The 26,100-nt window shown below is 72.9% G+C and carries 24 protein-coding genes; 7 read left to right on the top strand and 17 right to left on the bottom strand.

The window, feature by feature from the left end; translation table 11 throughout:
• Positions 1 to 178: 178 nt before the first annotated feature.
• From ES689_RS00660 to ES689_RS15985, 9 genes are all read right to left on the bottom strand, one after another.
• Entirely contained in the window at positions 179 to 1,186 is a 1,008-nt protein-coding gene (locus tag ES689_RS00660) for an LLM class flavin-dependent oxidoreductase (protein WP_146898897.1), read from the bottom strand.
• Positions 1,187 to 1,309: 123 nt separating this feature from the next.
• On the bottom strand, positions 1,310 to 2,881 hold the full coding sequence (gene araA / locus ES689_RS00655; RefSeq protein WP_146898894.1) for an L-arabinose isomerase: 1,572 nt from the start codon (positions 2,879 to 2,881) through the stop codon (positions 1,310 to 1,312).
• On the bottom strand, positions 2,878 to 3,588 hold the full coding sequence (locus ES689_RS00650; RefSeq protein ID WP_146898891.1) for an L-ribulose-5-phosphate 4-epimerase: 711 nt from the start codon (positions 3,586 to 3,588) through the stop codon (positions 2,878 to 2,880). The genes araA and ES689_RS00650 overlap by 4 nt, the downstream gene beginning before the upstream one ends.
• On the bottom strand, positions 3,585 to 5,351 hold the full coding sequence (gene araB / locus ES689_RS00645; protein ID WP_146898888.1) for a ribulokinase: 1,767 nt from the start codon (positions 5,349 to 5,351) through the stop codon (positions 3,585 to 3,587). Before araB ends, ES689_RS00650 begins: the two co-directional genes overlap by 4 nt.
• A gap of 144 nt (positions 5,352 to 5,495) precedes the next feature.
• Positions 5,496 to 6,485: a LacI family DNA-binding transcriptional regulator gene (locus ES689_RS00640; protein WP_146898885.1), complete on the bottom strand. Its 990-nt coding sequence runs from the start codon at positions 6,483 to 6,485 to the stop codon at positions 5,496 to 5,498.
• Between the two features lie 222 nt (positions 6,486 to 6,707).
• Entirely contained in the window at positions 6,708 to 7,976 is a 1,269-nt protein-coding gene (mmsB, locus tag ES689_RS00635; RefSeq protein ID WP_146898881.1) for a multiple monosaccharide ABC transporter permease, read from the bottom strand.
• Positions 7,963 to 9,513 carry a multiple monosaccharide ABC transporter ATP-binding protein gene (gene mmsA / locus ES689_RS00630; RefSeq protein ID WP_146898878.1) on the bottom strand — a complete coding sequence of 517 codons (1,551 nt, stop codon included), beginning with the start codon at positions 9,511 to 9,513 and terminating at the stop codon, positions 7,963 to 7,965. The genes mmsB and mmsA overlap by 14 nt, the downstream gene beginning before the upstream one ends.
• Before the next feature lie 97 nt (positions 9,514 to 9,610).
• A complete protein-coding gene (gene chvE, locus ES689_RS00625; RefSeq protein ID WP_146898875.1) occupies positions 9,611 to 10,738 on the bottom strand; it encodes a multiple monosaccharide ABC transporter substrate-binding protein in 1,128 nt (375 codons plus the stop codon).
• A 187-nt stretch (positions 10,739 to 10,925) separates the two neighbouring features.
• Positions 10,926 to 11,051: a hypothetical protein gene (locus tag ES689_RS15985; protein ID WP_255515919.1), complete on the bottom strand. Its 126-nt coding sequence runs from the start codon at positions 11,049 to 11,051 to the stop codon at positions 10,926 to 10,928.
• A 288-nt stretch (positions 11,052 to 11,339) separates the two neighbouring features.
• On the opposite strand from ES689_RS15985, the gene ES689_RS00620 reads away from it, so the two are divergent.
• Positions 11,340 to 11,657 carry a hypothetical protein gene (locus ES689_RS00620; protein ID WP_146898872.1) on the top strand — a complete coding sequence of 106 codons (318 nt, stop codon included), beginning with the start codon at positions 11,340 to 11,342 and terminating at the stop codon, positions 11,655 to 11,657.
• 85 nt (positions 11,658 to 11,742) lie between these two features.
• Here the strand turns inward: ES689_RS00620 and ES689_RS00615 are convergent, their stop codons facing one another.
• Both ES689_RS00615 and ES689_RS00610 read right to left on the bottom strand, forming a co-directional pair.
• Positions 11,743 to 12,720, bottom strand: a complete 978-nt coding sequence (locus ES689_RS00615; RefSeq protein WP_223269306.1) for an aldose 1-epimerase family protein — start codon at positions 12,718 to 12,720, stop codon at positions 11,743 to 11,745.
• Positions 12,713 to 13,978 (bottom strand): FAD-binding protein, encoded by a 1,266-nt coding sequence (locus ES689_RS00610; RefSeq protein ID WP_146898868.1) that lies wholly within the window; start codon positions 13,976 to 13,978, stop codon positions 12,713 to 12,715. Before ES689_RS00610 ends, ES689_RS00615 begins: the two co-directional genes overlap by 8 nt.
• 381 nt (positions 13,979 to 14,359) lie before the next feature.
• Here ES689_RS00610 and ES689_RS00605 point away from each other — a divergent pair, with 381 nt between their 5' ends.
• Positions 14,360 to 14,791, top strand: a complete 432-nt coding sequence (locus ES689_RS00605) for a hypothetical protein (RefSeq protein WP_146898865.1) — start codon at positions 14,360 to 14,362, stop codon at positions 14,789 to 14,791.
• Between the two features lie 12 nt (positions 14,792 to 14,803).
• Here ES689_RS00605 and ES689_RS00600 read toward each other — a convergent pair whose 3' ends face one another.
• Positions 14,804 to 16,276 (bottom strand): NtaA/DmoA family FMN-dependent monooxygenase, encoded by a 1,473-nt coding sequence (locus ES689_RS00600; RefSeq protein ID WP_223269305.1) that lies wholly within the window; start codon positions 16,274 to 16,276, stop codon positions 14,804 to 14,806.
• 132 nt (positions 16,277 to 16,408) lie between these two features.
• On the opposite strand from ES689_RS00600, the gene ES689_RS00595 reads away from it, so the two are divergent.
• The 4 genes from ES689_RS00595 to ES689_RS00580 all read left to right on the top strand — a co-directional run bounded on the left by ES689_RS00595 (position 16,409) and on the right by ES689_RS00580 (position 20,377).
• Positions 16,409 to 17,326 carry an ABC transporter ATP-binding protein gene (locus tag ES689_RS00595; protein ID WP_146898863.1) on the top strand — a complete coding sequence of 306 codons (918 nt, stop codon included), beginning with the start codon at positions 16,409 to 16,411 and terminating at the stop codon, positions 17,324 to 17,326.
• 186 nt (positions 17,327 to 17,512) lie between these two features.
• A complete protein-coding gene (locus ES689_RS00590) occupies positions 17,513 to 18,334 on the top strand; it encodes a hypothetical protein (RefSeq protein WP_146898860.1) in 822 nt (273 codons plus the stop codon).
• A 1-nt stretch (position 18,335) separates the two neighbouring features.
• Positions 18,336 to 19,718 (top strand): sensor histidine kinase, encoded by a 1,383-nt coding sequence (locus ES689_RS00585; RefSeq protein WP_146898857.1) that lies wholly within the window; start codon positions 18,336 to 18,338, stop codon positions 19,716 to 19,718.
• Between the two features lie 14 nt (positions 19,719 to 19,732).
• Positions 19,733 to 20,377: a response regulator transcription factor gene (locus ES689_RS00580; protein WP_146901579.1), complete on the top strand. Its 645-nt coding sequence runs from the start codon at positions 19,733 to 19,735 to the stop codon at positions 20,375 to 20,377.
• Positions 20,378 to 20,616: 239 nt separating this feature from the next.
• On the opposite strand, the gene ES689_RS00575 is transcribed toward ES689_RS00580, so the two are convergent.
• Positions 20,617 to 22,110 (bottom strand): MFS transporter, encoded by a 1,494-nt coding sequence (locus ES689_RS00575; RefSeq protein ID WP_146898854.1) that lies wholly within the window; start codon positions 22,108 to 22,110, stop codon positions 20,617 to 20,619.
• 256 nt (positions 22,111 to 22,366) lie between these two features.
• Positions 22,367 to 23,119, bottom strand: coding sequence for a gamma-glutamyl-gamma-aminobutyrate hydrolase family protein (locus ES689_RS00570; protein WP_146898851.1), 753 nt, complete (start codon positions 23,117 to 23,119; stop codon positions 22,367 to 22,369).
• Positions 23,120 to 23,274: 155 nt separating this feature from the next.
• Between ES689_RS00570 and ES689_RS00565 the strand changes: the two genes are divergently transcribed.
• Positions 23,275 to 23,628: a PRC-barrel domain-containing protein gene (locus tag ES689_RS00565; protein WP_146898848.1), complete on the top strand. Its 354-nt coding sequence runs from the start codon at positions 23,275 to 23,277 to the stop codon at positions 23,626 to 23,628.
• Positions 23,629 to 23,694: 66 nt separating this feature from the next.
• Here ES689_RS00565 and ES689_RS00560 read toward each other — a convergent pair whose 3' ends face one another.
• The 3 genes from ES689_RS00560 to ES689_RS00550 form a co-directional block, all read right to left on the bottom strand.
• Positions 23,695 to 24,264, bottom strand: coding sequence for a manganese efflux pump MntP family protein (locus ES689_RS00560; protein WP_146898845.1), 570 nt, complete (start codon positions 24,262 to 24,264; stop codon positions 23,695 to 23,697).
• 225 nt (positions 24,265 to 24,489) lie between these two features.
• Positions 24,490 to 25,047, bottom strand: a complete 558-nt coding sequence (locus tag ES689_RS00555; protein ID WP_146898843.1) for an NADPH-dependent FMN reductase — start codon at positions 25,045 to 25,047, stop codon at positions 24,490 to 24,492.
• Between the two features lie 160 nt (positions 25,048 to 25,207).
• The gene (locus ES689_RS00550) at positions 25,208 to 25,876 is read right to left on the bottom strand and encodes a hypothetical protein (protein WP_223269304.1); all 669 of its coding nucleotides are present in this window, start codon (positions 25,874 to 25,876) and stop codon (positions 25,208 to 25,210) included.
• Between the last annotated feature and the right edge of the window lie 224 nt (positions 25,877 to 26,100).

Genomic DNA, 26,100 nt, shown 5'->3' with positions numbered 1-26,100 from the left:
TCGTCTCCTGACTCCTCGACACGACGCCGCCCGGCCGGCTGCGTCGAGGACTCAGGCGACGGCGGTCGACCCCGGTCGCGACGCGTTCCGTCGGGACCGTGGACGACGTCGTCTCCTGAACGCTCGACGACCGGCGGCATCGAGCCGGCGGGCCAGCCCCCGCGGCCGGGCGCTCCGGCTAGGCGGCGACGCGGGCGTGCGCGTCGGCCAGCAGCTCGACCGAGCGCAGGCGGGCCGACGTGGCGAGCGACGAGTGCGCGACGATGACCTCGTCCGCATCGGCGCTGCGGGCGAACTCGGCGACGTAGTCCGCCACCTCCTCCCCGGTGCCGACGCCGGTGAAGGTCGTCATGCTCGCGACGTGCGCCCCGACCGGCGTGCGGAGCAGGTGGTCGAGCTCGTCGTCGCCGAACGTGCGGTCGACCGTGATCTGGCCGCTCTGGCGGAGCAGCATCAGCAGGCGCGCGCGCTTCACGTCGGCCAGCTGCAGGTGGGCGTCGTCGGAGTCGTCCGACGCGATCGCGTTGACGCCCGCGATCACGTACGGGGCGTCGAGCTGCGTCGACGCCTGGAACTCGCGGCGGTAGATCGCCACGGCGTCGTGCAGCATGTCCGGCGCGAAGTGCGACGCGAAGGCGAACGGCAGGCCGAGCGCGGCGGCGAGCTGCGCCCCGAAGGTCGACGAGCCGAGGATGTACAGCGGCACGTTCGTGCCGGCTCCGGGCGTCGCGCTGACGCCGGGGACGCGGGACTGGCCGGCGAGGAACGCCTGCAGCTCGACGACGTCCTGCGGGAACCGCTCGGACGAGGCCGGGTCACGCCGCAGCGCGCGGAACGTCGCCTGGTCGCTGCCGGGGGCACGGCCGAGGCCGAGGTCGATGCGTCCCGGGTGCAGGGTCTCGAGGGTCCCGAACTGCTCGGCGATGGTCAGCGGCGAGTGGTTCGGCAGCATCACGCCGCCCGAGCCGAGCCGGATGGTGGACGTCTGGCTCGCCACGTGGGCGATCAGCACCGACGTCGCGCTCGACGCGATCGTCGCCATGTTGTGGTGCTCGGCGTACCAGACGCGTCGGTAGCCGCTCTTCTCGGCCTGCTGCGCGAGGGCGACCGACGCCGCGAAGCTGTCGCGCGCCGTCTCTCCGGGTGCGATGGGGGCGAGGTCCAGGATCGAGAGGGGAACGGTCATGGGGGCTGCAACCACGGAGGCGCGGACGGTGTTCCCACGGGTGCCGCCCCGACGACGAAGGAGGCGGTCCGTCGCGTCCCTCGGGACCGCACGGACCGCCTCCTCGGCTGGCTCTGCCGGCTGCTACAGGCCGCGCGCCAGGCGGTGGTAGGCCGCGTTCCAGCGCACCTCACGCGTGAACTCGCGCATGGTGGTGTGCTCGTCGATGATCAGCAGCTCGGTCTCGAGGATGCGCGCGAGGTCCTCGAAGGCCTCGAGGCCGACGGAGGTCGACATCACGGTGTGGTGGGCGGCACCGGCCGTGAGCCAGGCCTCGGCCGAGACGGCGAACGACGGGCGCGGCTCCCACACGGCGCGGCCGACGGGCAGGTTCGGCAGGTCGGCGTCGGGCTCGACCACGTCGACGACGTTGACCGTGAGGCGGAACCGGTCGCGCACGTCGCTCATCGCGACGACGACGGCCTCGCCGGGGTCGGCCGTGAAGACCAGGCGCACCGGGTCGTCCTTGCCTCCGATGCCGAGCTCGTGCACCTCGAGCGAGGCGCGGGCCGAGCTCAGCGACGGGCTGACCTCGAGCATGTGCGCGCCGAGGATCTTCTCGGCGCCGGGCACCAGGTGGTAGGTGTAGTCCTCCATCAAGGAGGCGCCTCCCGGCAGGCCTGCACCCATCACGGCGGCGGCGCGCACCAGGACCGCGGTCTTCCAGTCGCCCTCGGCGCCGAAGCCGTAGCCCTCGGCCATCAGGCGCTGCACGGCGAGGCCGGGGAGCTGCTTCAGCGCCCCCAGGTCCTCGAAGTTCGTCGTGAACGCACCGAAGCCGCCGGCCTCGAGGAACGAGCGCAGCCCGATCTCGATCGCGGCGCCGTCGCGCAGCGACTGGTGGCACTCGCCCCCGGCACGCAGCTCAGGGACGACGTCGTACTCGCGCTCGTACAGGGCGACGAGGTCGTCGACCGCGGTCTCGGGGGCCGCGGCCACCGCCTCCGCCAGCTCGTTGACGCCCCAGGTGTTGACCTGCACGCCGAAGGCGAGCTCGGCCTCGGTCTTGTCGCCCTCGGTGACCGCGACGAAGCGCATGTTGTCGCCGAAGCGGGCGAGCTTGAGCGAGCGCATCGCGGCGGCGCCGGCAGCGGCGCGCATCCAGGTGCCGACCTGCTGCTGCACGCGAGGGTCGCTGACGTGGCCGACGACGGTCTTGCGCGGGGCGCCGAGGCGGGTCTGCACGTAGCCGAACTCGCGGTCGCCGTGCGCGGCCTGGTTCAGGTTCATGAAGTCGAAGTCGATCTCGGCCCAGGGCAGCTCGACGTTGGCCTGCGTGTGCAGGTGCAGCAGCGGCTTGCGGAGCGCGTCGATGCCGCCGATCCACATCTTGGCCGGGCTGAATGTGTGCATCCACGCGGTGACGCCGATCACGGAGTCGTCGAGGTTCGCCTCGAGCATCGTGCGCTTGATGGTCTCGGCGTCGGTGAGGACGGGCTTCCAGACCAGCTCGACGGGCACGCCCGCGGCGGCCGCGAGCTCGTCGGCGATGGCCTTGGACTGCTCGGCGACCTGCCGCAGCGTGTCCTCGCCGTAGAGGCCCTGGCTGCCGGTCAGGAACCAGACCTGCTTCGAGGCGAGGAACGCCTCGGGGTCGACGAGGTGGGACGAGGCGGCAGCGGCGCTGCGGGAGGTGCTGGTCGTGTCGGTGCTCATGCGAGTGCTCCTGAGGGCTTCTGGCCGTAGACGTTCTGGTAGCGGTCGAAGAGAGCGTCGACGCTCTCCTGCGGGATGGGGATCGGCTCGCCGAGCTGGCGGCTGAGGTGGATCGTGCGGGCGACGTCCTCGGTCATGACGGCGGCCTTGACGGCGTCGCGGGCGTCCTTGCCGATCGTGAAGACACCGTGGTTCTGCATCAGCACGGCACGGCTGCGGTGGCCCTCGAGCGTGCCGACGATGCCCTCGCCGATGGACTCGTCGCCGATGATCGCGAAGGGGCCGATCGGGATCTCGCCGCCGAACTCGTCGGCCATCGCGGTGATGACGCACGGGATCGACTCGCCGCGGGCCGCCCAGGCCGTCGCGTAGGTGGAGTGCGTGTGCACGACTCCCCCGACCTTGGGCATGTGGCGGTAGACGTAGGCGTGCGCGGCGGTGTCGCTCGACGGGCTGCGCTCGCTGCCGGGGCTGCCCTCGACGACGCTGCCGTCGAGGTGGCAGAGGATCTGGTTCTCGGGCGTCAGGTCGTCGTAGTCGACGCCGCTCGGCTTGATCACGAACAGGTTCGTGCCGGGAACGCGCTGCGAGACGTTGCCGCCGGTCCAGACCACGAGGCCGTAGCGGGTCAGCTCGGCGTGCAGGTCGCACACCGCGCGACGCGTCTCGTCGATGGCGGTCTCGGTGGCGCGGTCGATGAAGCTCACGCGGTCACCTCCGCGGCGGCAGCCGCGTCGGCAGCAGACGAGCCGCCGGAGGCGGCGGGCGCCTCGGGCTCGGCGACCGGTGCGTGCGAGCCGCCCCGCGCCTCCCTGCTGATCGCCTTGAGGCGGTGCATCACGTCGTTGCCGCCGCGCCCGAACCAGTCGTGCAGCAGCAGGTACTCGGCGTACAGGGCGTCGTACGCATCGGCGGCGGCGGGGTCGGGCGTGTAGGAGGCGCGGTCCAGGCTGCCCATCGCGTCGCCGGCCACGCGGGTGTCCGGGTAGGCACCTGCGGCGACGGCGGCGTGGATCGCGGAGCCGAGCGCGGGGCCCTGCTCGCTGCGGATCGTCGAGATCGGCATGCGGAGCACGTCGCTGTAGGTCTGCATCAGGTGGCGGTTCTTGAGCAGGCCGCCGGCGGCGATGAACTCGGTGACGGGGACGCCGGAGTCGTTGAAGGCCTCGACGATGCGTCGCGTGCCGAACGCCGTGGCCTCGAGCAGCGCCCGGTAGCCGTCCTCGGGGGTCGTGCCGAGCGTCTGGCCGACGATCACGCCGCTCAGCTCGTGGTCGACGAGCACCGAGCGGTTGCCGCTGTGCCAGTCGAGCGCGACGAGGCCGTGGGCGCCGACGGGCTGCTCGTAGGCGAGGTCGGTCAGGTACTGGTGCACACTGGTGCCGGCCGCCTCCGCCGCGTCGACCGCCGACTGCGGCACCTGGTTGCGGACGTACCAGGCGAAGATGTCGCCCACGCCCGACTGACCGGCCTCGTAGCCGAAGAAGCCCTCGGTGATGCCGCCGTCGACGACGCCGCACATGCCGGGGACCTCGGCGAGCTCGGCGCCGTTCATGACGTGGCAGGTGCTCGTGCCCATGATCGCGACCATCTGGCCGGGCTGCGTGGCCTTGGCGGCGGGGGCCGTGACGTGGGCGTCGACGTTGCCGACCGCGACGGCGATGCCCTCGGGCAGGCCGGTCCAGCCGGCCGCCTCGGCCGTCAGCGTGCCGGCGGCGTCGCCCAGGGCGCCGATCTCGTGCGCGACCTTCGCCTCGGCGAAGTCCGCGAAGTCGGGGTTGAGCGCCGCGAGGAAGTCGGCGCTCGGGTACTCGCCGTCCTGCAGGATGCCCTTGTAGCCGGCCGTGCAGGCGTTGCGGACGTACCGGCCGCTGAGCTGCCAGACGATCCAGTCGGCGGCCTCGACCCAGTGCTCGGTCGCGGCGTAGACCTCGGGGTCCTCCTCGAGCAGCTGCAGCCCCTTCGCGAACTCCCACTCGCTCGAGATGAGCCCGCCGTAGCGCGGCAGCCACGACTCGCCGCGCTCGCGAGCGAGCTCGTTGATGCGGTCGGCCTGGCCCTGGGCGGCGTGGTGACGCCACAGCTTGACGTAGGCGTGCGGCCGGTCGGCGAACTGCTCGAGCTCGTTGAGGGGCGTGCCGTCGGCCGTGGTGGGGACCATCGTGCAGGCGGTGAAGTCGGTGCCGATCCCGATCACCGAGGCAGGATCGACGCCCGACTCGGCCAGGGCGCGCGGCACGGCTTCCTTGAGCACGTCGACGTAGTCGCTCGGCACCTGCAGGGCCCAGTCGGCGGGGAGGCGCGCGCCGCCGACGGGCAGCGTGCGGTCGACGACGGCGTGCGAGTACTCGTGGGTGGCGGTGCCCAGCTCGGCCCCGTCGGACACGCGGACGACGACCGCCCGTCCGCTCAGCGTGCCGAAGTCGACGCCGACGACGTGTGCGTCGGGCGCGGCGGTGGTGTCTGCCATGGAACGTCCTTGTCCTGGTGGTGCGAGCCCCGGAGGGGCGGGTCTGGTGGTCTGCCCACGCGAAAGTGAGCGCTCACATTCTCACACGCCGCGTGCTCCGCGTGCAACGCGGCCGCGTCCTGCCGAGGGTCGGGCAAACTCGCCTCAGTGCGGGGGCACCGCCGTCGAGCGCCTGACGACGAGCTCGGGCAGCACGGCCTCGACGGGTCCGTCGTCGCCGGCGAGCACCGCCTCGACCGTGTCCATGATGCGGCGGCCGAGGGCCTCGAAGTCCTGCCGCACCGTCGTAAGCGGGGGCAGGAAGTGCGCCGCCTCCGGCACGTCGTCGAAGCCGACGACGCTCACGTCGCGCGGCACCTCGCGGCCGACGTCGCAGAACGCGTGCACGGCGCCGAGGGCCATCTGGTCGTTGGCGCAGAAGACCGCGGTGACGTCGCCCCGCTCTGCCAGTTCGAGGCCCAGTCGGTGGCCGGAGGCGGGCGTCCAGTCACCCCGCAGCAGCGGACCCGCGTCGAGGCCCAGGCGCTCGCACGCGTCTCGCCAGCCCCGCTCGCGGTCGCGCCCGTCCATCCACGCCTCGGGGCCCGCGACGTGGGCGACCGAACGGTGCCCGAGGGACGCGAGGTGCTCGACGGCCAGCTCCGCCCCCCTCGCCTGGTCGATCGACACGGCGTGGTGGCCGTCCTCGGCGACGCTGTCGGCGGTCACCAGCGGCACGGCCACCCGGGAGGAGCGAAGCACCTCGAGGGCCTCGGCGTCGGGCGCGATCAGGACGATGGCGGCCACCGCCTGCCCGACGAACGCGTCGACGGCCTGCTGGACGGCCCGGGCGTCGTCGCCGTCGAGGGTGGCCATCGACACCTGGTAGCCGGCTCGGCGCGCGGCGCCGTTGAAGCCGTGCATCGTGCTCGAGGGCCCGTAGAAGGGGAACCCGGTGCTGATCAGCCCGATCGAGCGGGTCTTGCGGCTGGCGAGCGCCCGCGCGGTGAGGCTCGGCCGGTAGCTCAGCTTCTCGACGGCGGCGTCGACCTTCGCCTTGGTGGCTGGGCGCACGGTGGGGTCGCCGTTGACGACGCGCGACACCGTCTGGTGCGAGACGCCGGCCGCGGCCGCGACGTCGAAGAGGGTTGCCACTGTCTGATCCTAAAGGTCGTTCGGTTTCCGATCCGGGGCCCGCCGGCCGGCCGGCCAGGCAGGGGCCGGGGCCCTGATCGTGTCGAGGACTCAGGCACGAACGTCGGGACCGACCGGGGACGACGGAGGCGCGGTCCCCCCTGGGCCGCGCCTCCTGATTCGTCGACCGACCGACCGGTCGACGAGCCTCGTCGAGCTGCCCTGCCGGCAGCTCGCTCGCCGCTACTTGCCGCTGGAGCCGGCCCGGCGCTTGTTGAACACGTCGAACGCGACCGCGGCGAGCAGCACGAGCCCCTTGATCAGGGACTGGTACTCGCTGCCGACGCCGAGGATCGACATGCCGTTGTTCAGGATGCCGATGATCAGGCCTCCGACGATGGCGCCGGTGACCGTGCCGATGCCGCCCGTGACCGCCGCGCCGCCGATGAAGACGGCCGCGATGGCGTCGAGCTCGAACCCGTTGCCGGCACTGCCGCTGGCGAGGTTCAGCTGGCCCGTGAAGACCAGGCCGGCGAGGGCCGAGATGACGCCCATGTTGACGAACAGCAGGAACGTGACGCGCTTCGTCTTGATGCCCGAGAGCTCGGCGGCGTGCAGGTTGCCGCCGATGGCGTAGACGTGGCGGCCGAAGACCGAGTTCTTCATGACCGTCGAGTACACGACCACGAGCACGGCCAGGACGACCAGCACGATCGGGGTGCCCGAGTAGCTGGCGAGGAGGAACCCGATGTACATCACGAGGCCGACGGTGAAGACCATCTTCGTGACGAACCACAGGAACGGCTCGTCCTCGAGCTGGTACTTGCGGCGCGTGGCACGGCCGCGGAGCCCTGTGCCGATCAGGGCCACGGCGGCGATCGCGCCGAGCACGAGCGTCAGCGGCTCGTAGCCGGTCGAGCCGAAGGCCGGGAGGAACCCGGAGCCGATGTCGCGGAAGCCCTGGGGGAAGGGCGAGATCTGCTGCGTCTGCAGGGCGATCTGGGCCGCGCCGCGGAAGGCGAGCATGCCCGCCAGGGTGACGATGAAGGCCGGGATGCCGAAGTAGGCGATCCAGAAGCCCTGCCAGGCGCCGACCAGGCCGCCGAGGACGAGGCAGAGCACGACCGCGACGGGCCAGGGCAGGCCCCACTGCGTGATCATGACCCCGGCCATGGCGCCGGTGAAGGCGACGATGGAGCCGACCGAGAGGTCGATGTGGCCGGCGATGATGACCATCACCATGCCGATGGCGAGGATCAGGATGTAGCTGTTCTGCACCACCAGGTTCGACACGTTGATCGGCGCCAGCGTGATGCCGTTCGTCGTGATCTGGAAGAACAGCACGATGACGATCAGCGCGATGAAGAGGCCGATCTGGCGCAGCTGGCTGCCGAGGTACGACACCGCGCCGACCAGCGGGTTGCCGCCGGAGCCGCTCTGCGGCTGGCGGGAGGTGGGCGACCCGCCCGTGGGCTTCGGGTCGGAGGCCTGGGTGGGGCTAGGCGCGCTCATTGACGGGGCTCTCTCGTTCGAGGGTCATGTACTTCAGGAGGAACTCGGGGGTCGCCTCGGCGACGGGCACGTCGGCCGTGATGCGCCCCTCCGAGAGGGTGTAGATGCGGTCGCAGATGCCGAGCAGCTCGGGCAGCTCGCTCGAGATGACGATCACGCCCTTGCCGGCGTCCGCGAGCTGGTTGATGATCGTGTAGATCTCGTACTTGGCGCCGACGTCGATCCCGCGGGTGGGCTCGTCGAGGATGAGCACGTCGGGGTCGGTGTACATCCACTTCGACAGGACGACCTTCTGCTGGTTGCCGCCGGAGAGCTTGCCCGTCAGGGCGGCCACGTTCGGCGCCTTGATGTTCATGCTCTTGCGGTACCCCTCGGCGACCGTGCTCTCTTCCGAGCTGTTCACGAAGCCGGCCTTCGCGAGCTTGCGGAGAGCCGAGCCGGAGACGTTGCGCGTGATGTCGTCGATCAGGTTGAGGCCGTACTTCTTGCGGTCCTCCGTGGCGTAGGCGATGCCGGCGTCGATGGCCTTGCTCACCGTGCTGGTGTCGATCTTCTCGCCCCGCTTGTAGACGGTGCCCGAGATGCCGGTGCCGTAGCTCTTGCCGAAGACGCTCATGGCGAGCTCGGTGCGCCCGGCGCCCATGAGGCCCGCGATGCCGACGATCTCGCCGGCCGCCACGCTCAGGTTCGCCTGGTGGATGATCTCGCGGCTCGAGTCGAGGGGGTGGTGGACGGTCCAGTCCTCGATGCGGAGGAGCTCCTCGCCGATGCGGGACTCGTGGGACGGGTAGCGGCTCTCGAGGTCGCGGCCGACCATGCCCTTGATGATCCGGTCCTCAGTGACCTCGCCCGCGTGCATGTCGAGGGTCTCGATCGTCTTGCCGTCGCGGATGATCGTGACCTTGTCGGCGATCGTCTTGATCTCGTTCAGCTTGTGGCTGATGATGATCGACGTGATCCCCTGCCCCTGCAGGCTCTTGATCAGGTCGAGCAGGTGGGCGGAGTCGTCGTCGTTCAGGGCGGCGGTCGGCTCGTCGAGGATGAGCAGCTTGACGCGCTTCGAGAGGGCCTTGGCGATCTCGACGAGCTGCTGCTTGCCGACCCCGATGTCGGTCACCTTCGTGATCGGGTTGTCGCGCAGCCCCACGCGGGCGAGGAGCCCGGCCGCGTCGAGGTTGGTCTTGTTCCAGTCGATGAAGCCGCCCTTGGACTGCTCGTTGCCGAGGAAGATGTTCTCGGCGATCGACAGGAAGGGGCTGAGGGCCAGCTCCTGGTGGATGATGACGACGCCCGCGGCCTCGGAGTCGTTGATGTTCTTGAAGTCGACGGGCTGGCCGTCGAGCAGGATCTGGCCGTCGAAGGAGCCCGACGGGTAGACCCCCGACAGCACCTTCATCAGCGTCGACTTGCCGGCGCCGTTCTCGCCGCAGATCGCGTGGACCTGGCCGCGCTCGACCTCCAGCGTGACGTCCTGCAGGGCCTTGACGCCGGGGAACGTCTTCGTGATGTCGCGCATCTCGAGGATCGTGTTCGCCACGTGTTCCTTCTTTCGTGCATGGGGTGGGGCGGAGCTGTGGGGCGCAGGAGGTGCGGAGCGGGTGCACCGCACCTCCTGCGCCCCGGGGAGGGGAGACCTACTTGAGGTCGGCCTCGGTGTAGTAGCCGCTGTCGATCAGGACCTCTTTGTAGTTGTCCTTCGTGACGGTGACGGGCTGGAACAGGTAGGTCGGGACGACCTTGACCTTGTTGTCGTACGTCTTGTCGTCGTTCGTCTCGGGCGTCTTGCCGTTGAGGATGTCGTCGGCCATCACGACGGACTGGTCAGCGAGCTGACGGGTGTCCTTGTAGATGGTCGAGTACTGCTGGCCGGCGATGATCGACTTGACCGAGGCGGCCTCGGCGTCCTGGCCGGTGACGATCGGGAGGGCGTCGTCCGAGTAGCCGGCACCCTCGAGCGCCGAGATGATGCCGATCGAGATGCCGTCGTAGGGCGAGAGCACGCCGTCGAGCTTGGTGCCGCCCGAGTACGTCGACGCGACCAGGTTCTGCATGCGGGCCTTGGCGGTCGCGGGGTCCCACTGCTGCGTGGCGGCCTGCGTGAACTGGTCCTGGCCGGAGCCGATGGTCAGCGAGCCGTCCTCGATGTAGGGCTTGAGGGTGTCCATCGCGCCGTTGAAGAAGAACTGCGCGTTGTTGTCGTCGGGGCTGCCGGCGAAGACCTCGATGGTCTTGGGCTCGGCGCCGTCGACCTTCGCGCCGTCGGCGTCGGCGAGGCCGAGGCCGGTCAGCAGGCTGGTGCCCTGGTCGACGCCCACCTTGTAGTTGTCGAACGACACGTAGTAGTCGACGTTCTCGTTGCCCGTCAGGAGGCGGTCGTACGAGATGACCTTGATGCCGGCCGCGGCCGCGGAGTCGAGCTGGTCGCTGAGCGAGCCGCCGTCGATCGAGGCGACGATGAGGACCTTCGCGCCCTTGGTGATCATGTTGCTGACCTGCTGGACCTGCTGGGGGATCTTGTTGTCGGCGTACTCGAGGTCGACCTTGTACCCCTTCTTCTCGAGGGCGCTCTTGACGGCGTCGCCGTCCTTGATCCAGCGCTCGGAGACCTTGGTGGGCATCGCGACGCCGATGAGGGCGCCCGAGTTGTCTCCGCCGCTGTCGCCGCTGCCGCTGTCGGCGCCACGGCCGCCGCCGGCGCAGCCGGCGAGGGAGACGGCGAGACCTGCGGCGACGATGCCGACGAGGAGCTTCTTCTTGTTCACGGGGATTCCTTCGTGTCCGTGTCATCTCGACGGCGTCGTCGATGACGGATGGTGTGCTGCGTGGGTGGTGCAGGGATCGGCGGGGGCGAGCGGCGGGACGTCGCGGGACCGGGCCGGGGGCGGCGGGTCGCGACCGGGGTCGCGTCGGGCCGGCCGGCGCACGGGGAGGTGCGCCGGAGCTGGGGGCCTAGGCGGCCGAGGAGGCGGCGGCGCGGAGGGCCGGTGCCGGTGCCGCCGGGCAGAGGGCCGAGGAGGCGCGTGCGGCCTGGCGGGGAGCCGAGGCGGCGGGTGCGGTGCGGGCGGTGCGGTTCACAGGTGACCTCTTCGTCAGGTGGTGTGTCGCTGGTGCGCGGAAGGTGCGGGGGTCTTGCCGGGCCGAGCGTGCGGGTGCCGATGTCCGGCCCGTACGTCGCCGGTGCGGCTGCTGTGCCGACCCGGTGACGCTGATGTGACCGTTTCATGTGAGCGCTCACATCTGCGGTCCGGGGCAACTATGAGGCAGGCCGGGACCGATGTCAAGTCGCGCACACGGGGGTCAGGGTTCACACGCCGGATACACGCCGTTCACGGGCCTGAGCGGAACGCGGGGCACGATGTGCGCATGATCACCGTCACGGCCACCGTCCACACCGCGCACGACAGCGCCGGGTTGTTCTGGCTGTCCCGTCGGCTCCTGGCCGAGCACACGACGGCGCGGGTCGACGAGGGGCAGTACCTCGTGCAGCTCGCCGACGCGGGGACGGTGCTGCTCACCGAGCTCACCGAGATGCTGCGCTTCGACGTCGTCGTGCGGGACGAGCTCGCCGCACGGCGCACTCGTCGCGCCCTCGACGGCGTGCTCGCGCGGTGGTCGCTCGGCGCCGTCTCGGCGGTCACCTGGCAGACGGAGCCTCTCGGCGCGGAGCCGATCGGCGCGTAGGCCGACCCCGGCCGGGCGCGACCCGGCCTGCCCGGCCGAGTCGCGCCTCCCTCGGAGGCCGGGTGGCGCCTCCTGCGGGGTCGCGTCAGGCGATCGCGGAGATCGTCCAGGACGCGGTGTGCGACTCCCCCGGCGCGAGCCGGACGAGGTCGACGCCGCTGGTGAAGGCGTCGGGCGGGCAGGTCATCGGCTCGACGGCGAGGCCCAGGCGGTCGAGCTCGGGCTCCGGGCGGTCGCCCGTGTGCACCTGGACCCAGGGCAGCTCGGAGACGGCCCACGACATCGCGACGCCGCTCCCGTCGCGGGAGACGACCTCGACCGTGGCACGCCCGTCCGCACCGGCGTCGATCTCGGTGAAGGCGTGGTCGACGAACAGGTCGCCGACGGTGCGGGCCTCGCGGAAGTCGAAGCCGTCACGCTCGGTGACGCCGTGCACGCCGGTCGGGACGAGGCGTTCCTCGGTGACCTCGAGGTAGCTCGCCGCCGGGAGCAGCAGGGACCAGTCGTCGACCCGGCCCTCGCCGGCGACGAGGTACGGGTGCGGGGCGACGCCGTACGGAGCCGTGCCCTGTCCGACGTTGGTCGCCGTGACGGTGGTGACCAGGCCGGCGTCGCCGAGTTCGTACGTCGCTCGGAGCTCGAGCCGGTAGGGATAGCCGTCGCTCGGGGCGAGCTGGGTCACGAGGGAGGCGCGGTGCGAGCCGTCCTCGTCGGCCGGGTCGGCCGCCCAGTCCGCCCACTGCACCAGCCCGTGCAGCGCGTGGCCCCGCTCGATCTCGTTGAGGGGCAGCTGACGTTCGACCCCGTCGTCGTCCCACGAGCCGTCGACGACCCGGTTGGGCCACGGGGCGAGCAGCGCGCCGCGGTACAGCGGACGCACCTCGTCGAGGCCGAACGGGACGACGAGGTCACGGCCGTCGTGGGTCAGCGAACGCAGCGTCGCACCGACGCCGGCGATCTCGGCCCGGTACGGGCCGTGCTCGAGCACGGTCGGCACGCCGCTGACGGGCACGGCGGCAGGTGTCGTCGGCCCGGCGACAGCGGTGGTGGTGGTCTCAGGCACGGGCTGTTCCTCCGAAGACGAGGTGGTCGAGGTGAGCGTTGCGGAACCGCCCGTCGGGGTCGACGGCGGCGGCGTGGGCCGCGAAGTCGTCGAGTCGAGGGTAGCGACGACGCAGCACCCCGTGGTCGAGGCCGGCCACCTTGCCCCAGTGGGGGCGGGCGTCGAACGGGGCCAGCGCCTCCTCGACGCTCGGGAGCACCGCGAGCACCGCCTCCGTGTCGCGGCGCCAGGTGAAGTGGAACGCGATGCTGTCGCGGCCGCCGCTCGGGCTGAGCCAGGCGTCGTCGGCGGCGACGCTGCGGATCTCGCTGACGAAGATCACGTCGGCCAGGCCCTCGCCGATCGCCCGGAGGGCCTCGACGGCGGCCGGGGCGTGCTCGGCGGGGACGAGGTACTCGCTCTGGATCTCCTCCCCCGCGCTCGGCGTGAACTCGGCGCGGAAGTGCGGCAGCCGGTCGAGCCAGGGGCCGGGGACGCCGAGCTGCGGGGTGACGGCGTCGGCCGCCGTGTCGGGCAGCATGTGCACGGCCTCGGAGGCGGGGCGGGCCCCGAGCGCGACGAGGTCGAGCGGAGTCGCGAGCGGGGCGTCTCCGACCCTCGCCTTCGCCCAGACCTGGCCGACGACGTCGCCGGTGTACCGGGTGAAGAGGCTGACGCTGTAGGCGTGCGCCATCAGCGCGCCGAAGTTCTCGAGGGCCGCCTCCCACGGGAGGTCGTGGTGGACGGTCTGCACGACGTCGAACGTCGGGACGGTGTCGAGCACCAGCGCGGTGACGATCCCGAGGGCGCCGAGCCCGACGACGGAGGCGCCGAACGCGTCGTCGCCGCGACGGACGACGTCGAGCGAGCCGTCGGCCCGCACGATCTCGACGGCGGCGACGCTGGCCGAGAGCGCGGGGTTGCGCACGCCCGAGCCGTGCGTCCCGGTCTGGACGGCGCCGGCCACGCTGATGTGCGGCAGCGAGGCGAGGTTCGGCAGGGCGCGGCCGCGGGACTGCAGCTCGCGGGCGAGGACGGCGTGCGTGGTGCCGGCCCCGACGCGGACGGTGCCGGCGGCCTGGTCGAGCTCGATCGGCAGCCCGAGCGCCTCGGTGGAGACGAGCACCCCGTCGGTGTCGGCGACCCGGTTGAACGAGTGGCGCGAGCCGATCGCCTTGACCCGACGGCTGGACGCGACGATGTCGCGCAGCTCGTCGACCGAGGTCGGGGTGCGGAGGTCGGTCGTCGTGTACTCGACGTTCGCGGCCCAGTTGTGCATGAGACTCCTTCGACTCGGTGACGGCGTCCAGTCTAGTGAGCGCTCACTCTACGGGGCCCGAGGCGGGCGTCGTCGACGCCGTGTCGGTGGTGCGTCGACGATTCAGGAGACGTCGTCGCGGCGCCCCGTGGCACCGGGCAGCGCAGCCGGGCGAGGACGTCCACGCCTGAATCGTCGACACGACCCCCGACGGGGGGCTCGCTGAGCCCCCGCCGTGCACCCGCGCCCCCCGCGGCGAGGCCCGTGTCCCCCTCACTGGGGACCGGCGACCCCCCGGACCGGGGCCGCGTCCCCCGTTGTCCCCCGGCCCGGGACGCGGTTCGCTGGGTACAGGCACCGGGAGACCGCCGCCGACCGACCACGACCCAGGGGAACACCACGATGGACTCGACCGCACACGGCACCGACGCCGTCCGCGCCTCCGCTCCGCAGCAGCTCGGCGACGACCGGCGCGTCCGCCCCGAGCGCGTCGTCCGACTGCGCCGGGCTCCCTCCTTCTTCCTCACCTGGCTCGACGTCCCGAACGACGGCAGCGACCCGGCCCTGCCGCTCGGCGCCTGCCTCGTGCTCCGCCGCGTCGGCGGCCAGACGCCCCGCGACGTGGTCGTCGAGCTCCCCGGCGGCGTCGCCCGCCGCACGGACGCACTGCGCCGCCGATCGACGATGGGCGTCGCGACGCCGACCGAGATCGGCGCCCTCGCCGAGCTCGGCACGATCTTCGTCGAGTGGACCTCGTCCGACGGCGTCCGCCGCACCACGTGGCTGCGCGTGCCGTCCGTGCCCGCGCGCTACCGCGTCCGCCGCGCCGCCTAGGCAGCCGCCTCCTCAGCGTCGGTACGCCGCCGCGGGGTGCGAGGCAGGGAGGCGCGGCCCGCCCCCCGTGTACCGCTCGCGCAGCGTCTCGCCCGGCACGTACGCCTCGCGCACCCGGCCACGGCGGCGCAGCTCGGGCACCACCAGCTCGACGAAGTCGCGCAGCGTGTCGTACGAGTGGTACTGCCGCAGGTTGATCCCGTCGATGCCCTCCTCGTCGAGCCAGCGCTCGATCTCGTCGGCGACGACCGTCGGCGTGCCCGCGACGAAGAACGCACCGCCCCAGGCCTCGTCGACGCTGGCGATCAGCTCGCCGACCGTGATGTCGAGAGGCAAGGAGGCGGCCCCCGGGTGGTCGAGACGCCCCTCGGCCACGAGGGCCTCGCGGACGGTCGTCGCGGGGTCGTGCGACGGCGCGTCGAAGGGGACGCTGCGGTGCACGAGCGCGCCCTGCTCGCTGGCGAACGACCGGTAGAGGGCCAGCTTCTCTGCCACCGCCTCCTCGGTCTCGGCCGTGACCACGCCGGCCTGGACGATGAAGCGGACGTCGTCAGCGGCCCGGCCCGCCTCGACCGCGGCGGCACGCGTGGCCTCGGCGACGCGCGCCACCGCGCGACCGCCGGTGAAGACGACCTCGGCGTTGCGGGCGGCCTGCTCGACACCTGTCGGCGACGCGGTCGCGAGGAACAGCACGGGGGTGCGCTGCGGCGACGGCTCGCTGAGGTGCGGCCCGGCGACCTTGTAGAAGCGACCGTCGTGGTCGATCGTGTGCACCTTGGACGGGTCGGTGTAGACCCCCGACCCGGGAGCGAGTCCGTCGGCGGACGGGTCGGCGACGACGGCGTCGTCCTCCCACGAGCCCTCCCAGAGCTTGTAGAGCACGTCCAGGTACTCGGCCGCCCTGGCGTAGCGCTCCTCCTTCGGGATCTGGTCGTCGAGCCCGAAGTTGCGCGCGGCGGAGGGGAGGTACGAGGTGACGACGTTCCAGCCGACCCGCCCGCCCGTGAGGTGGTCGAGCGTCGACATGCGGCGCGCGAAGGCGAAGGGCGGCTCGTAGCTCGTCGACGCCGTGACGCCGAAGCCGAGGTGCTCGGTCACCGCCGCCATCGCCGGCACGACGAGCATCGGGTCGTTCGCCGGTGCCTGGATGCCCTCCATCAGGGCCGGCGCGGGGCTGTCGCCGTAGACGTCGTAGGTGCCGAGCACGTCGGCGAGGAACACGGCGTCGAAGCCGCCCTGCTCGGCCAGGCGGGCGAGCTCGGTCCAGTAGCGGATGTCGGTGTACTCACGACGGTGGTTGCCGGGCAGCCGCCAGAGACCGTGCGTGATGTGGCCGACGCAGTTCATCTCGAAGAGGTTGAGGATCAGCGGCTTCTTCGCACCGCGGGCGACGTCGGGGGTCGGGACCGTCATCGGCGTCGGGGCGGTGCCGGGGGTCGGGGCGGTGCCGGGCGTCAGGGCGGTGTCGTCGGTGTGGTCGCTCACCTGGTCGACCCTGCCACAGGCGCGGGGCACCGGCCGGGCACGTGACTTCCCGCGACGCGTGGTACTCCGGTGCCAGGACGACGGCACCGTGCTCCGATCTGCGCGAGGACGACGCTCCGTACCGTCGTGGACATGATCGAAGCCAGCCACCTCACCAAGCGCCACGGCACCTCCCTCGCCGTCGACGACGTCTCGTTCACCGTCGCGCCGGGCACCGTCACCGGGTTCCTGGGGCCGAACGGCGCCGGCAAGTCGACCACCATGCGGATGGTCGTCGGGCTCGACCGGCCGACCTCGGGCACGGTCACGGTCAACGGGCGCCGCTACGCCGACAGCCCCGCTCCCCTGCAGGAGGTGGGGGTCCTGCTCGACGCCGGCGCCGTCCACCCGGGACGCACCGCCCGCGACCACCTCCGCTCCGTCGCCCGCACGCACGGCATCCCCGACCGCCGCGTCGACGAGGTCATCGGCCTCGCCGGGCTCGAGTCCGTCGCCCGGCGCCGCGCCGGCACCTTCTCGCTCGGCATGGGCCAGCGGCTGGGGATCGCCACCGCCCTGCTCGGCGACCCCGGGACGCTCGTGCTCGACGAGCCGGTCAACGGCCTCGACCCCGAGGGCGTCATCTGGGTGAGACAGCTCTGCCGCTCGCTCGCCGCCGAGGGCCGGGCCGTGCTGCTCTCGAGCCACCTGATGAGCGAGATGGCGCAGACCGCCGACCGCCTCGTGGTGCTCGGCCGTGGCCGCGTGATCGCCGACGCCTCCGTCGCGGACGTGCTCGCGGGCCAGGGCAGCGGGAAGGTCGTGGTCAGGACCGACTCGCCGGACCGCCTCGAGGACCTCCTGGGCCAGCTCGGCGGCACCGTCTCACGCCTCTCGGCCGACCGCCTCGAGGTCACGGGGCTCACCGCGGAGCAGGTCGCCCGTGCGGCCGCGCCCGCGGGGGTGCTGCTCTTCGAGCTGACGCCGACGCAGACGTCGCTCGAGGACGCCTTCTTCGGGCTGACGGACGACTCGGTCGAGTACCGGTCGGGGTCGAGGACTCAGGTGTGAGCGGCCGGCGCACCTCGGCGACGCCCGTGACCGGGGTGCCGTGACCAGCACCTCCTGAGTCCTCGACGGCGGGCCTGCCTGCTGCCCCGGCTCGAGCTCGTCGCTGACGCGCTCCCTCCTTCTCTTCCCCCTCTCTGCCTCTTCCCCTCGCCTTCCCGTTTCGTCCCTCCCGATCGGAGACACCTCGTGACCACCATCGCCGCACCCCTTCTCGCCCCCCTCGACCGAGCGCCGCGCCTGACCTTCGCCGGGGTGGCGCGGTCGGAGCGGACGAAGCTGACGAGCCTGCGCTCGACCTGGCTGATCGCGGCGCTGACCGTCGTTCTGTCCGCCGCGGCGAGTGCCGCCGTCGCCCTCACCGACGCCTCCGACCCTGCCGGGGCACTGGCCGGCGGCGTGGCGACGACCCTCCGCACGATGGCGCCCGCGACGACCGTCGTCGAGCTCTTCGTGACCGTCCTGGTCGTGCTCTTCGTCACCCAGGAGTTCGCGACCGGCCAGAAGCGGACCACCTGGGCGGCCGTGCCCCGTCGCCTGCACGTGCTCGCGGCCAAGACCCTCGTCGCCGCGGGCGCCGCCGTCGTGCTCTCGGCGGCCTCGTCGGTCGCGGCGTGGACGGCGTCGAGCCTCGTGCTGTCGAGCACGGGCCTCCGGACCTCGCTGGTCGACCCCCCGGTGCTGCAGGCCGTCGGCTCCGCGGCGGCGTGGCTCGTCGTGCTCACGGTGTTCACCGTGATGGTCGCCACCCTCGTCCGGAGCTCGGCCGGGGCGATCGCCATCGTCCTCGGGGTACTGCTCGTGCTGCCCGTGGCCGTGGTCCTCGTGACCGCGGGCGAGGGCGCCGACTGGTCCGTCCTGCTCCTCACGTACGCTGAGACGACCATGAGCCACCTCTTCTCGGGCACCGAGCCCGCTGCCGACCTGGGCCGAGACCTGGGCGTGCTCGCCGCGTGGCTCGTCGTGCCGACCGCGGCCGCGGCGTGGGCGACTGCGCGCCGCGACATCTGAGATGACCTCGAGACGCGCCTCCTCGTCGTCGGGGCCCGACCACGTGCCGGGGCCGGGAGGCCGCGCGCGCGCCGCCGCCGACGTCGTGACGGCCCCGCGTCCGCCCGGGGCCGTCCGGCGTCGGCTCGCCGCGCACCCCGTCGCGACCGACGTGGTCGTGGCCCTGGTCGTCGGCGCGGTCGGGTTCGCCGGCGGGATCTCGCAGCTCGCTCCGTGGGTCGTCGTGCTGTCGGCCACGTGGCCCTGGTACGTGTTCTGGGCCCTGGCCTACGGCGGGCTGCTGCTGCGCCGCCGCCTGCCGGTCACCGTGGTCGCGGTCGCCTTCGTCTCCCTCGTCGGCCAGGCCGCGCTCGATGAGCCCGCCCTGCCCTGGGCCCTGCTCATCGCCCTCTACTCCGTCGCGGCGCACCGTGGCGCTCGTTGGGCCTGGGGCTGCTCGGCAGCGGTCGTGGGGCTCCTGGGGGCGCTCTCGGCCACGCTCGTGCCGCAGCTCGAGTCGCCCCTGGTGGCGGCGTTCGGCATCGTGGTGGTCGTGCTCGTCGGGCTCAACGTGCGCAGCCGGCGCCAGTACCTCGCCGCCCTCATCGACCGGGCTGCACAGCTCGAACGCGACCGTGACCAGGAGGCGCGCCTCGCCGCGGGCGCGGAACGCGCGCGGATCGCCCGCGAGCTCCACGACGTCGTCGCCCACGGCATGTCCGTCATGATCAGCCTCTCCGACGGGGCCGACGCCGTGGCCGACGCCGACCCGGCACGCAGCCGGGACGCGGTGCGCCAGATCGGCGTCGTCGGCAGGGAGGCGCTGGCCGACATGCGCCGCCTACTGGGCGTGCTGCACGACGGGGACGAGGACGCGGCGCTCGCTCCCCAGCCGGGCCTCGACGGGCTCGACGACCTCGTGGAGACCTACCGCTCGGCCGGCCTGCCCGTCGCGCTGACCCGGGAGGGCGACCTGCCGACCGCTCCCGCCGTGCAGGTGGTGCTGTACCGGACCGTGCAGGAGGGGCTGACGAACGCCCTGAGGTACGCCGACCGGCCCGCGCGGGTCGCGGTCGTCCTGCGGGGCCCGGCGTCGCGGGGCGCCGAGCCGGGCGGCGGCCGCCGCCGACACGGACTCGGCGAGGTGACCGTCGAGGTCGTCGACGACGGCGAGGGCGCCGTCCCCGCCGCGTCGGTCGGGACGGAACGGGGGCTCGTCGGCCTCCGGGAGCGCGCGGCGCTTTTCGGGGGCAGACTCGAGGCTGGACCGCGCGACGAGCTGGGCGGTCGAGGCTGGCGGCTGCGCCTCGTCCTCCCGGCCCCGGGCGACGACGCCCGCGGCACCGCAGCCGGCGGCGCTCAGCCCGTCGGGGACGCCGACCCGATGCCCGAGGAGGCGCCGTGACCGAGACCACCGTGATGCTCGTCGACGACCAGGACCTGCTCCGCGCCGGCATGGCCATGGTGCTCGGGGCACAGCCGGGCCTGCGGATCGTGGGCGAGGCCGCCGACGGCCTCTCCGCCGTCGAGCGCGATGCCGAGCTGCGCCCTGACGTCGTCCTCATGGACGTCCGGATGCCGGGGCTCGACGGCATCGAGGCCACCCGCCGCATCGTGGCTGCTCGCCCGGAGGCCCGCGTGCTCGTGCTGACGACGTTCGACCTCGACGAGTACGCGTTCGGCGGCCTCAACGCCGGCGCCAGCGGTTTCCTGCTGAAGGACGCGCCTCCCGCCGAGCTCGTCGCCGCGATCAGGACCGTCGCCGCGGGCGACGCCATCGTGTCGCCCCGTGTCACCCGGGCGATGCTCGACCTGTACCGGGGGCGGCTGCCCGATCGTGCAGGCGCCCGCCGCGCCTCCTCGCTCGACCTGCTGTCGGAGCGCGAGCACGAGGTGCTCGTCGCCATCGGACGGGGCCTCAGCAACTCGGAGATCGCCGGTGAGCTCTACCTGTCGGAGTCGACCGTGAAGACGCACGTCGGCCGCGTGCTGGCGAAGCTCGCCCTGCGGGACAGGGTGCACGCGGTGATCTTCGCGTACGAGAACGGGCTCGCCGGGGGCTGATGCCCGGCCGGGCGCGGCGGGCTGCGGCCGCCGCGCCTCAGGCCTCGGGCCTCAGGCCTCAGGCCTCAGGCCTCGGGCCTCGGGCCTCAGACCTCAGGACAGGTCGAGCACTCAGGCGATGACGTCGCGCGGCCCGTCGCCGACAGCACCTCGGGGGCGTGGCAGCGGTCGACACCTGAGTCCTCGACGCGGCCGGGCACCGCGCGGCCGGGCACCGCGCGGCCGGGACCCCACGGCAGCTACCGGCGGCCTCGCCCGCCGCGCACCGCGGGCCCTGCCGGCACCGATCCCGTACGGACGGCCTGCACGGTGGCGATCGACGCCGTCACGACCGACACGGACGACGTGATCGTGCGGAGGCTCGAGGTCGACAGGGTCGACTGCGCGTGGCCCGAGGCGGGGAAGCCCCGGCGACCGAGGACGACGACCACGAGGCTCGTCCCGACCACGACCGCGGCGACGAAGGGCAGCGCTCCGAGGCCGAGCCCGGCTGCGCCGAACACCTGTGCGCCCAGGGCGGCCCCGCCGGCGATGCCCACGTTGGATCCTGCGTTGACGAGCGCTCCGGCGATGTCCGGGCTGACGCCTCCGGTGCGGATCGCCGCCGCCATGAACAAGGTGCCGGTCGTGCCGTTGGCCGCCACCCAGAGCCCGGCGACGACGAAGGTGCCGACGAGCGAGCCGTGCACCAGGGGCAGCGCGGCGAGGGCGAGCGCCATGACGGCGACGGCCGCGATCAGGGTCTGCCGCGGCGCACGGTCGACGAAGGCCCCCGCGGTCAGCAGCCCCACGATGCCCGTGACCCCGAGCACGAGGAGGGCGGGCGCGACGGCGTCGTCGCCGAGGCCGGCCGTCACGAGGTACGGGCCGACGTAGGTGTAGACGACGTAGTGCCCGGCGAAGAGGAGGAGGTCGGCGACGACCACGGCGAGCAGGCCGGAACGAGCCCAGGCCGCGACCGAGCCGAGGTGCGGCGACGAGTCCCCCCGGACCGCGGGCAGGAACGCCAGCGCCACGACGGCGAGGACGGCGGAGGCGACCGCCACGGCGAACACCGCGGAGCGCCAGCCGAGGTGGTCGCCGACCGCCGTCGCCAGGGGCACGCCGAGCACGAAGCCGAGCGAGCTGCCCGAGTAGACGAACGCGATGGCGCGGCCCGCGAGCCGGGGCGGGACGATGCGCGTGGCGTAAGCCGAGGCCACCGAGAAGAAGAGGGCGTGGGCGACGCCGCCCACGACGCGTCCCGCGCAGACCGTCTCGAAGTTCGGGGCGAGCGCGACGATCAGGTTGGACGCCGTGTAGCCGCCGAGGGTCGCGACGAGGACGGCCTTCCGCGGCACGCGCGCCGTGACCCACGTCAGCGGCAGCGCGAGCAGGGCGACCGCGAGGGCGTAGACCGTGATGACGACGCCCATGCGGGACTCGGTGACCCCCAGGTCTGCGCTCATCGTCGACAGGAGGCCCACGGGCATCAGCTCGGTCGTGATGGCGAAGAAGGTGGCCAGACCGAGCACGGCGATCCCGACGATCGCCGAGGGGGTGAGGACGTGCGGCGTGCCGTCGTGGCCGTGGGTCGGACGCGGCGCAGGAGCCTCGATGGCGCTGACCCGCATCGAGCCCGTGTAGGTCGAGGCCGGGCGCTCGGGCGCCAGGGCGACGCTGCCGGTGCTGGTGCTCGTGCCGGCGCTCGTGCCGGTGCGGGCGTCGTCGGGACGCGGGGTGTCCTGGGTCACGGTCGGTCCTTCCTGGACGGGCCGGCCGGGCGCGCACGACGAAGAGCTCGTCAAGTGACCGCTCAGCCGACAGGACCAGGTGCGGTGACGCAGGCGGTGTCGGGAGGCGGAACGCGCTCGTCGCGGCGGAGGGGCGGGCGTTCGGGGATGGGCCACTCCACGACGAGGGCGTCCCTCCAGTGTGACACGATCCCCCGGCCCCTCCGCAAGATCCAGAGCGACATTCGGTTTTGCAGGCGGCGCGGCAGTGGCGACGTCAGGAGGCGCGGCGAGCGGCCAGCGCCGCCTCCAGCAGATCGGTGAGCACGGTGCCGCGCGAGCCCACGTCCTCCGGGTGCCACTGCACGCACCAGACGGGCGCCTCCTCGTGCTCGACCGCCTCGATCGTGCCGTCGTCGGCGCGGGCGACGACCCTGAGCCCCGCGGCGACCCGGCCGACGGCCTGGTGGTGGGAGCTCCGCACGTCGAGCTCCGTCGCGCCGAGCGCCTTGGCCAGCTCGCTGCCGGGCTCGACGAGCACGCGGTGGTCGACCATGCTGTCCGCGGTGTCGTCGCTGACGTGTCCGCCGTCGTGCAGGTGCTGCACCAGGTCGCCGCCGAGGGCGACGTTGACGAGCTGCATGCCCCGGCAGATGCCGACGAGCGGGATGCGTTCCGCGACGGCGCTGCGGACCAGCGCGACCTGGGCCCGGTCTGCCGCCGGGAACGTCTGGCCGAGGTGCGGCTCGCTCAGGTCGCCGCCGTAGAAGGACGGGTCGACGTCCTCTCCCCCGGTGACGACGACTGCGTCGGCTGCCGCCAGCCGCGCGTCGAGCTCGTCCTGCGGAGTCTGCGCCGCGGGCACCCGGTCGACGAGGAAGCCGACGGAGCCGGCCGCCGCCACGACGCTGGCCGTCAGGCGCTGCAGCTCGGCCTCGAAGGCAGGGTCGCCGCGCCCGCCGTCGGCGACGTCGACGACGAGGAGGACGGGGCGCGACGCGGGGTCGCGTCGAGGACTCAGGTCGGACATGCCGACATCGTGCCAGGCGCTCGACGGGGCGGCCGGGCGCGACGCGCACGCCTGAGTCCTCGACGGGGCGTCCGGGCCCGGCCCGCACACACGCCGGGCTACTACCGTCGGGGGCACGCGTGCCGGCCCTGATCCGTGCAGCAGAGAGGGATGTCATGTTCGAAGCGGAGAACCTGCGCGACTGGATCGGCCTGCCGGTCGTCGACCTGGCCGGCGACAAGATCGGGCAGCTCGAGAGCGTCTACTTCGACACGTCGTCGGACAGCCCGTCCTTCGCGACGGTCCAGGCAGGCCTCGTGGGCAAGAAGCTGCTCTTCGTGCCGCTCGACGGCGCCGTCGTCGCGCCCAAGCACGTCAAGGTCCAGTTCGACAAGAAGCTCGTCAAGGACGCGCCGTCGATCGAGACGGACGGCGAGCTGGAGGCCTCCCAGGAGGCGGACGTCTTCGCCCACTACGGCCTCCCCTACGCGCTGGGCGCCGGCGGAGAGCGCCGGCTCGGCCGCCGCTGACACGGGCGGCAGGACACGAGGAGGCGCGGTGCGACAGGCACCGCGCCTCCGTCGTCTGCGGAACGGCTAGGCCAGGACCCCGAGGTGCTCGAGCAGGATGCTCGTGCCGATCACGATCAGCACGACGCCGCCCGCGATCTCGGCAGGCTTGCCGAAGCGGGCCCCGACGCGGTGGCCGACGAGCACGCCGACGAAGGTGAGGACGGTCGTCGTCACGCCGATCAAGAGCACGGCCCCGCCGATGGACACCGGCAGGAACGCGAGCGTCACGCCGACGGCGAGGGCGTCGATGCTCGTGGCGACGGCCAGCAGCAGCAGTTCGCGGATGGAGATCCGATCGACGTCGGCCTCGTCGTCGCCCCCCTTGGTGAACGCCTCCCAGAGCATCTTCGCGCCGATGAGGCTAAGCAGGCCGAAGGCGATCCAGTGGTCGAAGTCCGCGATGTAGCTCGCGAAGGCGGTGCCGAGCAGCCAGCCCGCGAGGGGCATCGCCGCCTGGAAGACGCCGAACGTCACGGCGATGACCGCCGCCCCGCGCACCGAGAACTGGCGCATGTGCAGGCCCTTGCCGAGCGCCACGGCGAAGGCGTCGGCAGAGACGCCGAGGGCGATGAGGAGGAGGGCCCAGAAGCTCACGACGGGTCCTTTCGGTGGCGGCGACGGCGGGCGTCGTCGCCCCGGAACCTCTCGATCTTGGCACGCCGGAGGCGGTGCTCACGCCAGAAAAGGCCTGATCAGACAACTTCGGGACGCCGAATTCGGGGTGTCGGGCGACCGCGCGAGAAGGCGGGCGAGACCGCGACGGTCTCGCCCGCCTCCTGCTGGCTCGTCGCGTCTGCGACGATGCTCGCGAGAAGTCGCCTACGCGGCGACGCTGCGCGTCGACGCCACGACGGCGGACACGACCTCGGCGAGCTGTGCCACGACCTCGGCGTCGTCCTTCGGGTGCACCTCGGCGAAGCGCACGACCGAGCCGGGGATCGCCAGCTTGACGTCCTCGAGCACGTTCGCGCCCGCGATGCCGAACGACTTGCGCGTCTCGTCCTGCGCCCACACGCCGCCGAACTGGCCGAACGCGCTGCCGATCACGGCGACGGGCTTGCCGGAGATCTGGCTCTCGCCGTAGGGGCGCGACGCCCAGTCGATCGCGTTCTTGAGCACGGCCGGGATGGTGCCGTTGTGCTCGGGCGTGACGACGAGCACGGCGTCGGCGCCGCTGAGCGCACTGCGGAACGCGACCGCCGCCTCCGGACGGGCGCCGTCGACGTCGATGTCCTCGTTGTAGAAGGGCAGGTGCGCGATGCCGTCGTAGACGCTCAGCGTCACGCCCTCGGGGGCGTTCAGCACCGCGGTCTCGGCGATCTGCTTGTTGGTGGATCCGGCGCGCAGGCTGCCGACGAGGACGAGGACGTGGGTCATGGGGTCTCCTTGGTGAGGTGGGGCGCGGATCGATGACGTGTCACGTACGCCCACGGGAGCAGACCCGCAGGAGGCGCGGGATATTCCCGCAGACCGCTGCGGCGGGTGCGGTCGGCCTGGGCGCACGCGTCCTCGCGGGGCTGCCGCGCGCCTCCTCGGCTCAGGTCGGGCGACGGATCGTGCTGACGACGTCGACGAGGCTCGGCCTCGCGGGCGCCGAGCCGAACCCGAAGCGGACCGGGGGCGAGAGCGGGGCGAGGGCGCCGAGGTCGACGCCGCCGCGCGTGGCCGTGACGCCGGCGAGGTCACGGGCCAGGGTGACGCCGTAGTACTCGCGGCGGCCTCCGCCGGCGGTGCCGGCCGTGCGGGCGCCGCGGACGAGCACGCGCGCGACGGGATCGACCAGGGTGAGCCAGGCCGGTCGGGTCGCGAGGCCGCGAGGCACGAGCCGCAGCAGCACTCCGAGCCACGAGATCGGCCCGACGACGAGCGTCACCTCGAGGTCGCCAGCCGTCACGGCGATGCCGCCGTCGACCCGGCGCCGGCTCACGGGCACGACCTGGACCTCGTCGAACGAGTAGGTCGACGAGACGTAGTCGGCGACCTCGGGCGACGGCGCCAGCAGGACGCGGTGGCCGGCCTCGTCCTCGAGCATCACGTCGGCGAACCGGCCGAGCGGCGAGTCGTCCCACATGCCGATCACGACACGGGTGCCGGAAGCGGTGCCGAAGCCGGCGATGCGCCCACGGAACCGGTCGTCGGGGGCGCGCGACGGACGGGGCGGGCGAGACGGGCTCGGCGAGGAGCGGACGGAGCTGGACGAGGGCATGCGGGCGAGGCTACGCGGGCTGGCGCGTCGACGATTCAGGCGACGGGAGCGGGACGGGCCGTGCCCGCCGCACGACGGCGACGTCGCGGCGTCCGTCTCCTGATCCCTCGACGATAGGCCAGCCGCAGGCCGCAAGCCGCAAGCCGCAGGCCGCAGGCCGCAGGCCGCAGGCCGCAGGCCGCAGGCCGCAGGCCGCAGGGCGCCTCGCGGCCTGCAGCCTGCCT

The sequence above is a fragment of the Frigoribacterium sp. ACAM 257 genome, assembly GCF_007954365.1.
GTDB lineage: Bacteria > Actinomycetota > Actinomycetes > Actinomycetales > Microbacteriaceae > Frigoribacterium.
The sequence above is the reverse complement of the archived record's forward strand: the minus strand, read 5'-3'. Positions and strand labels throughout refer to the sequence as shown.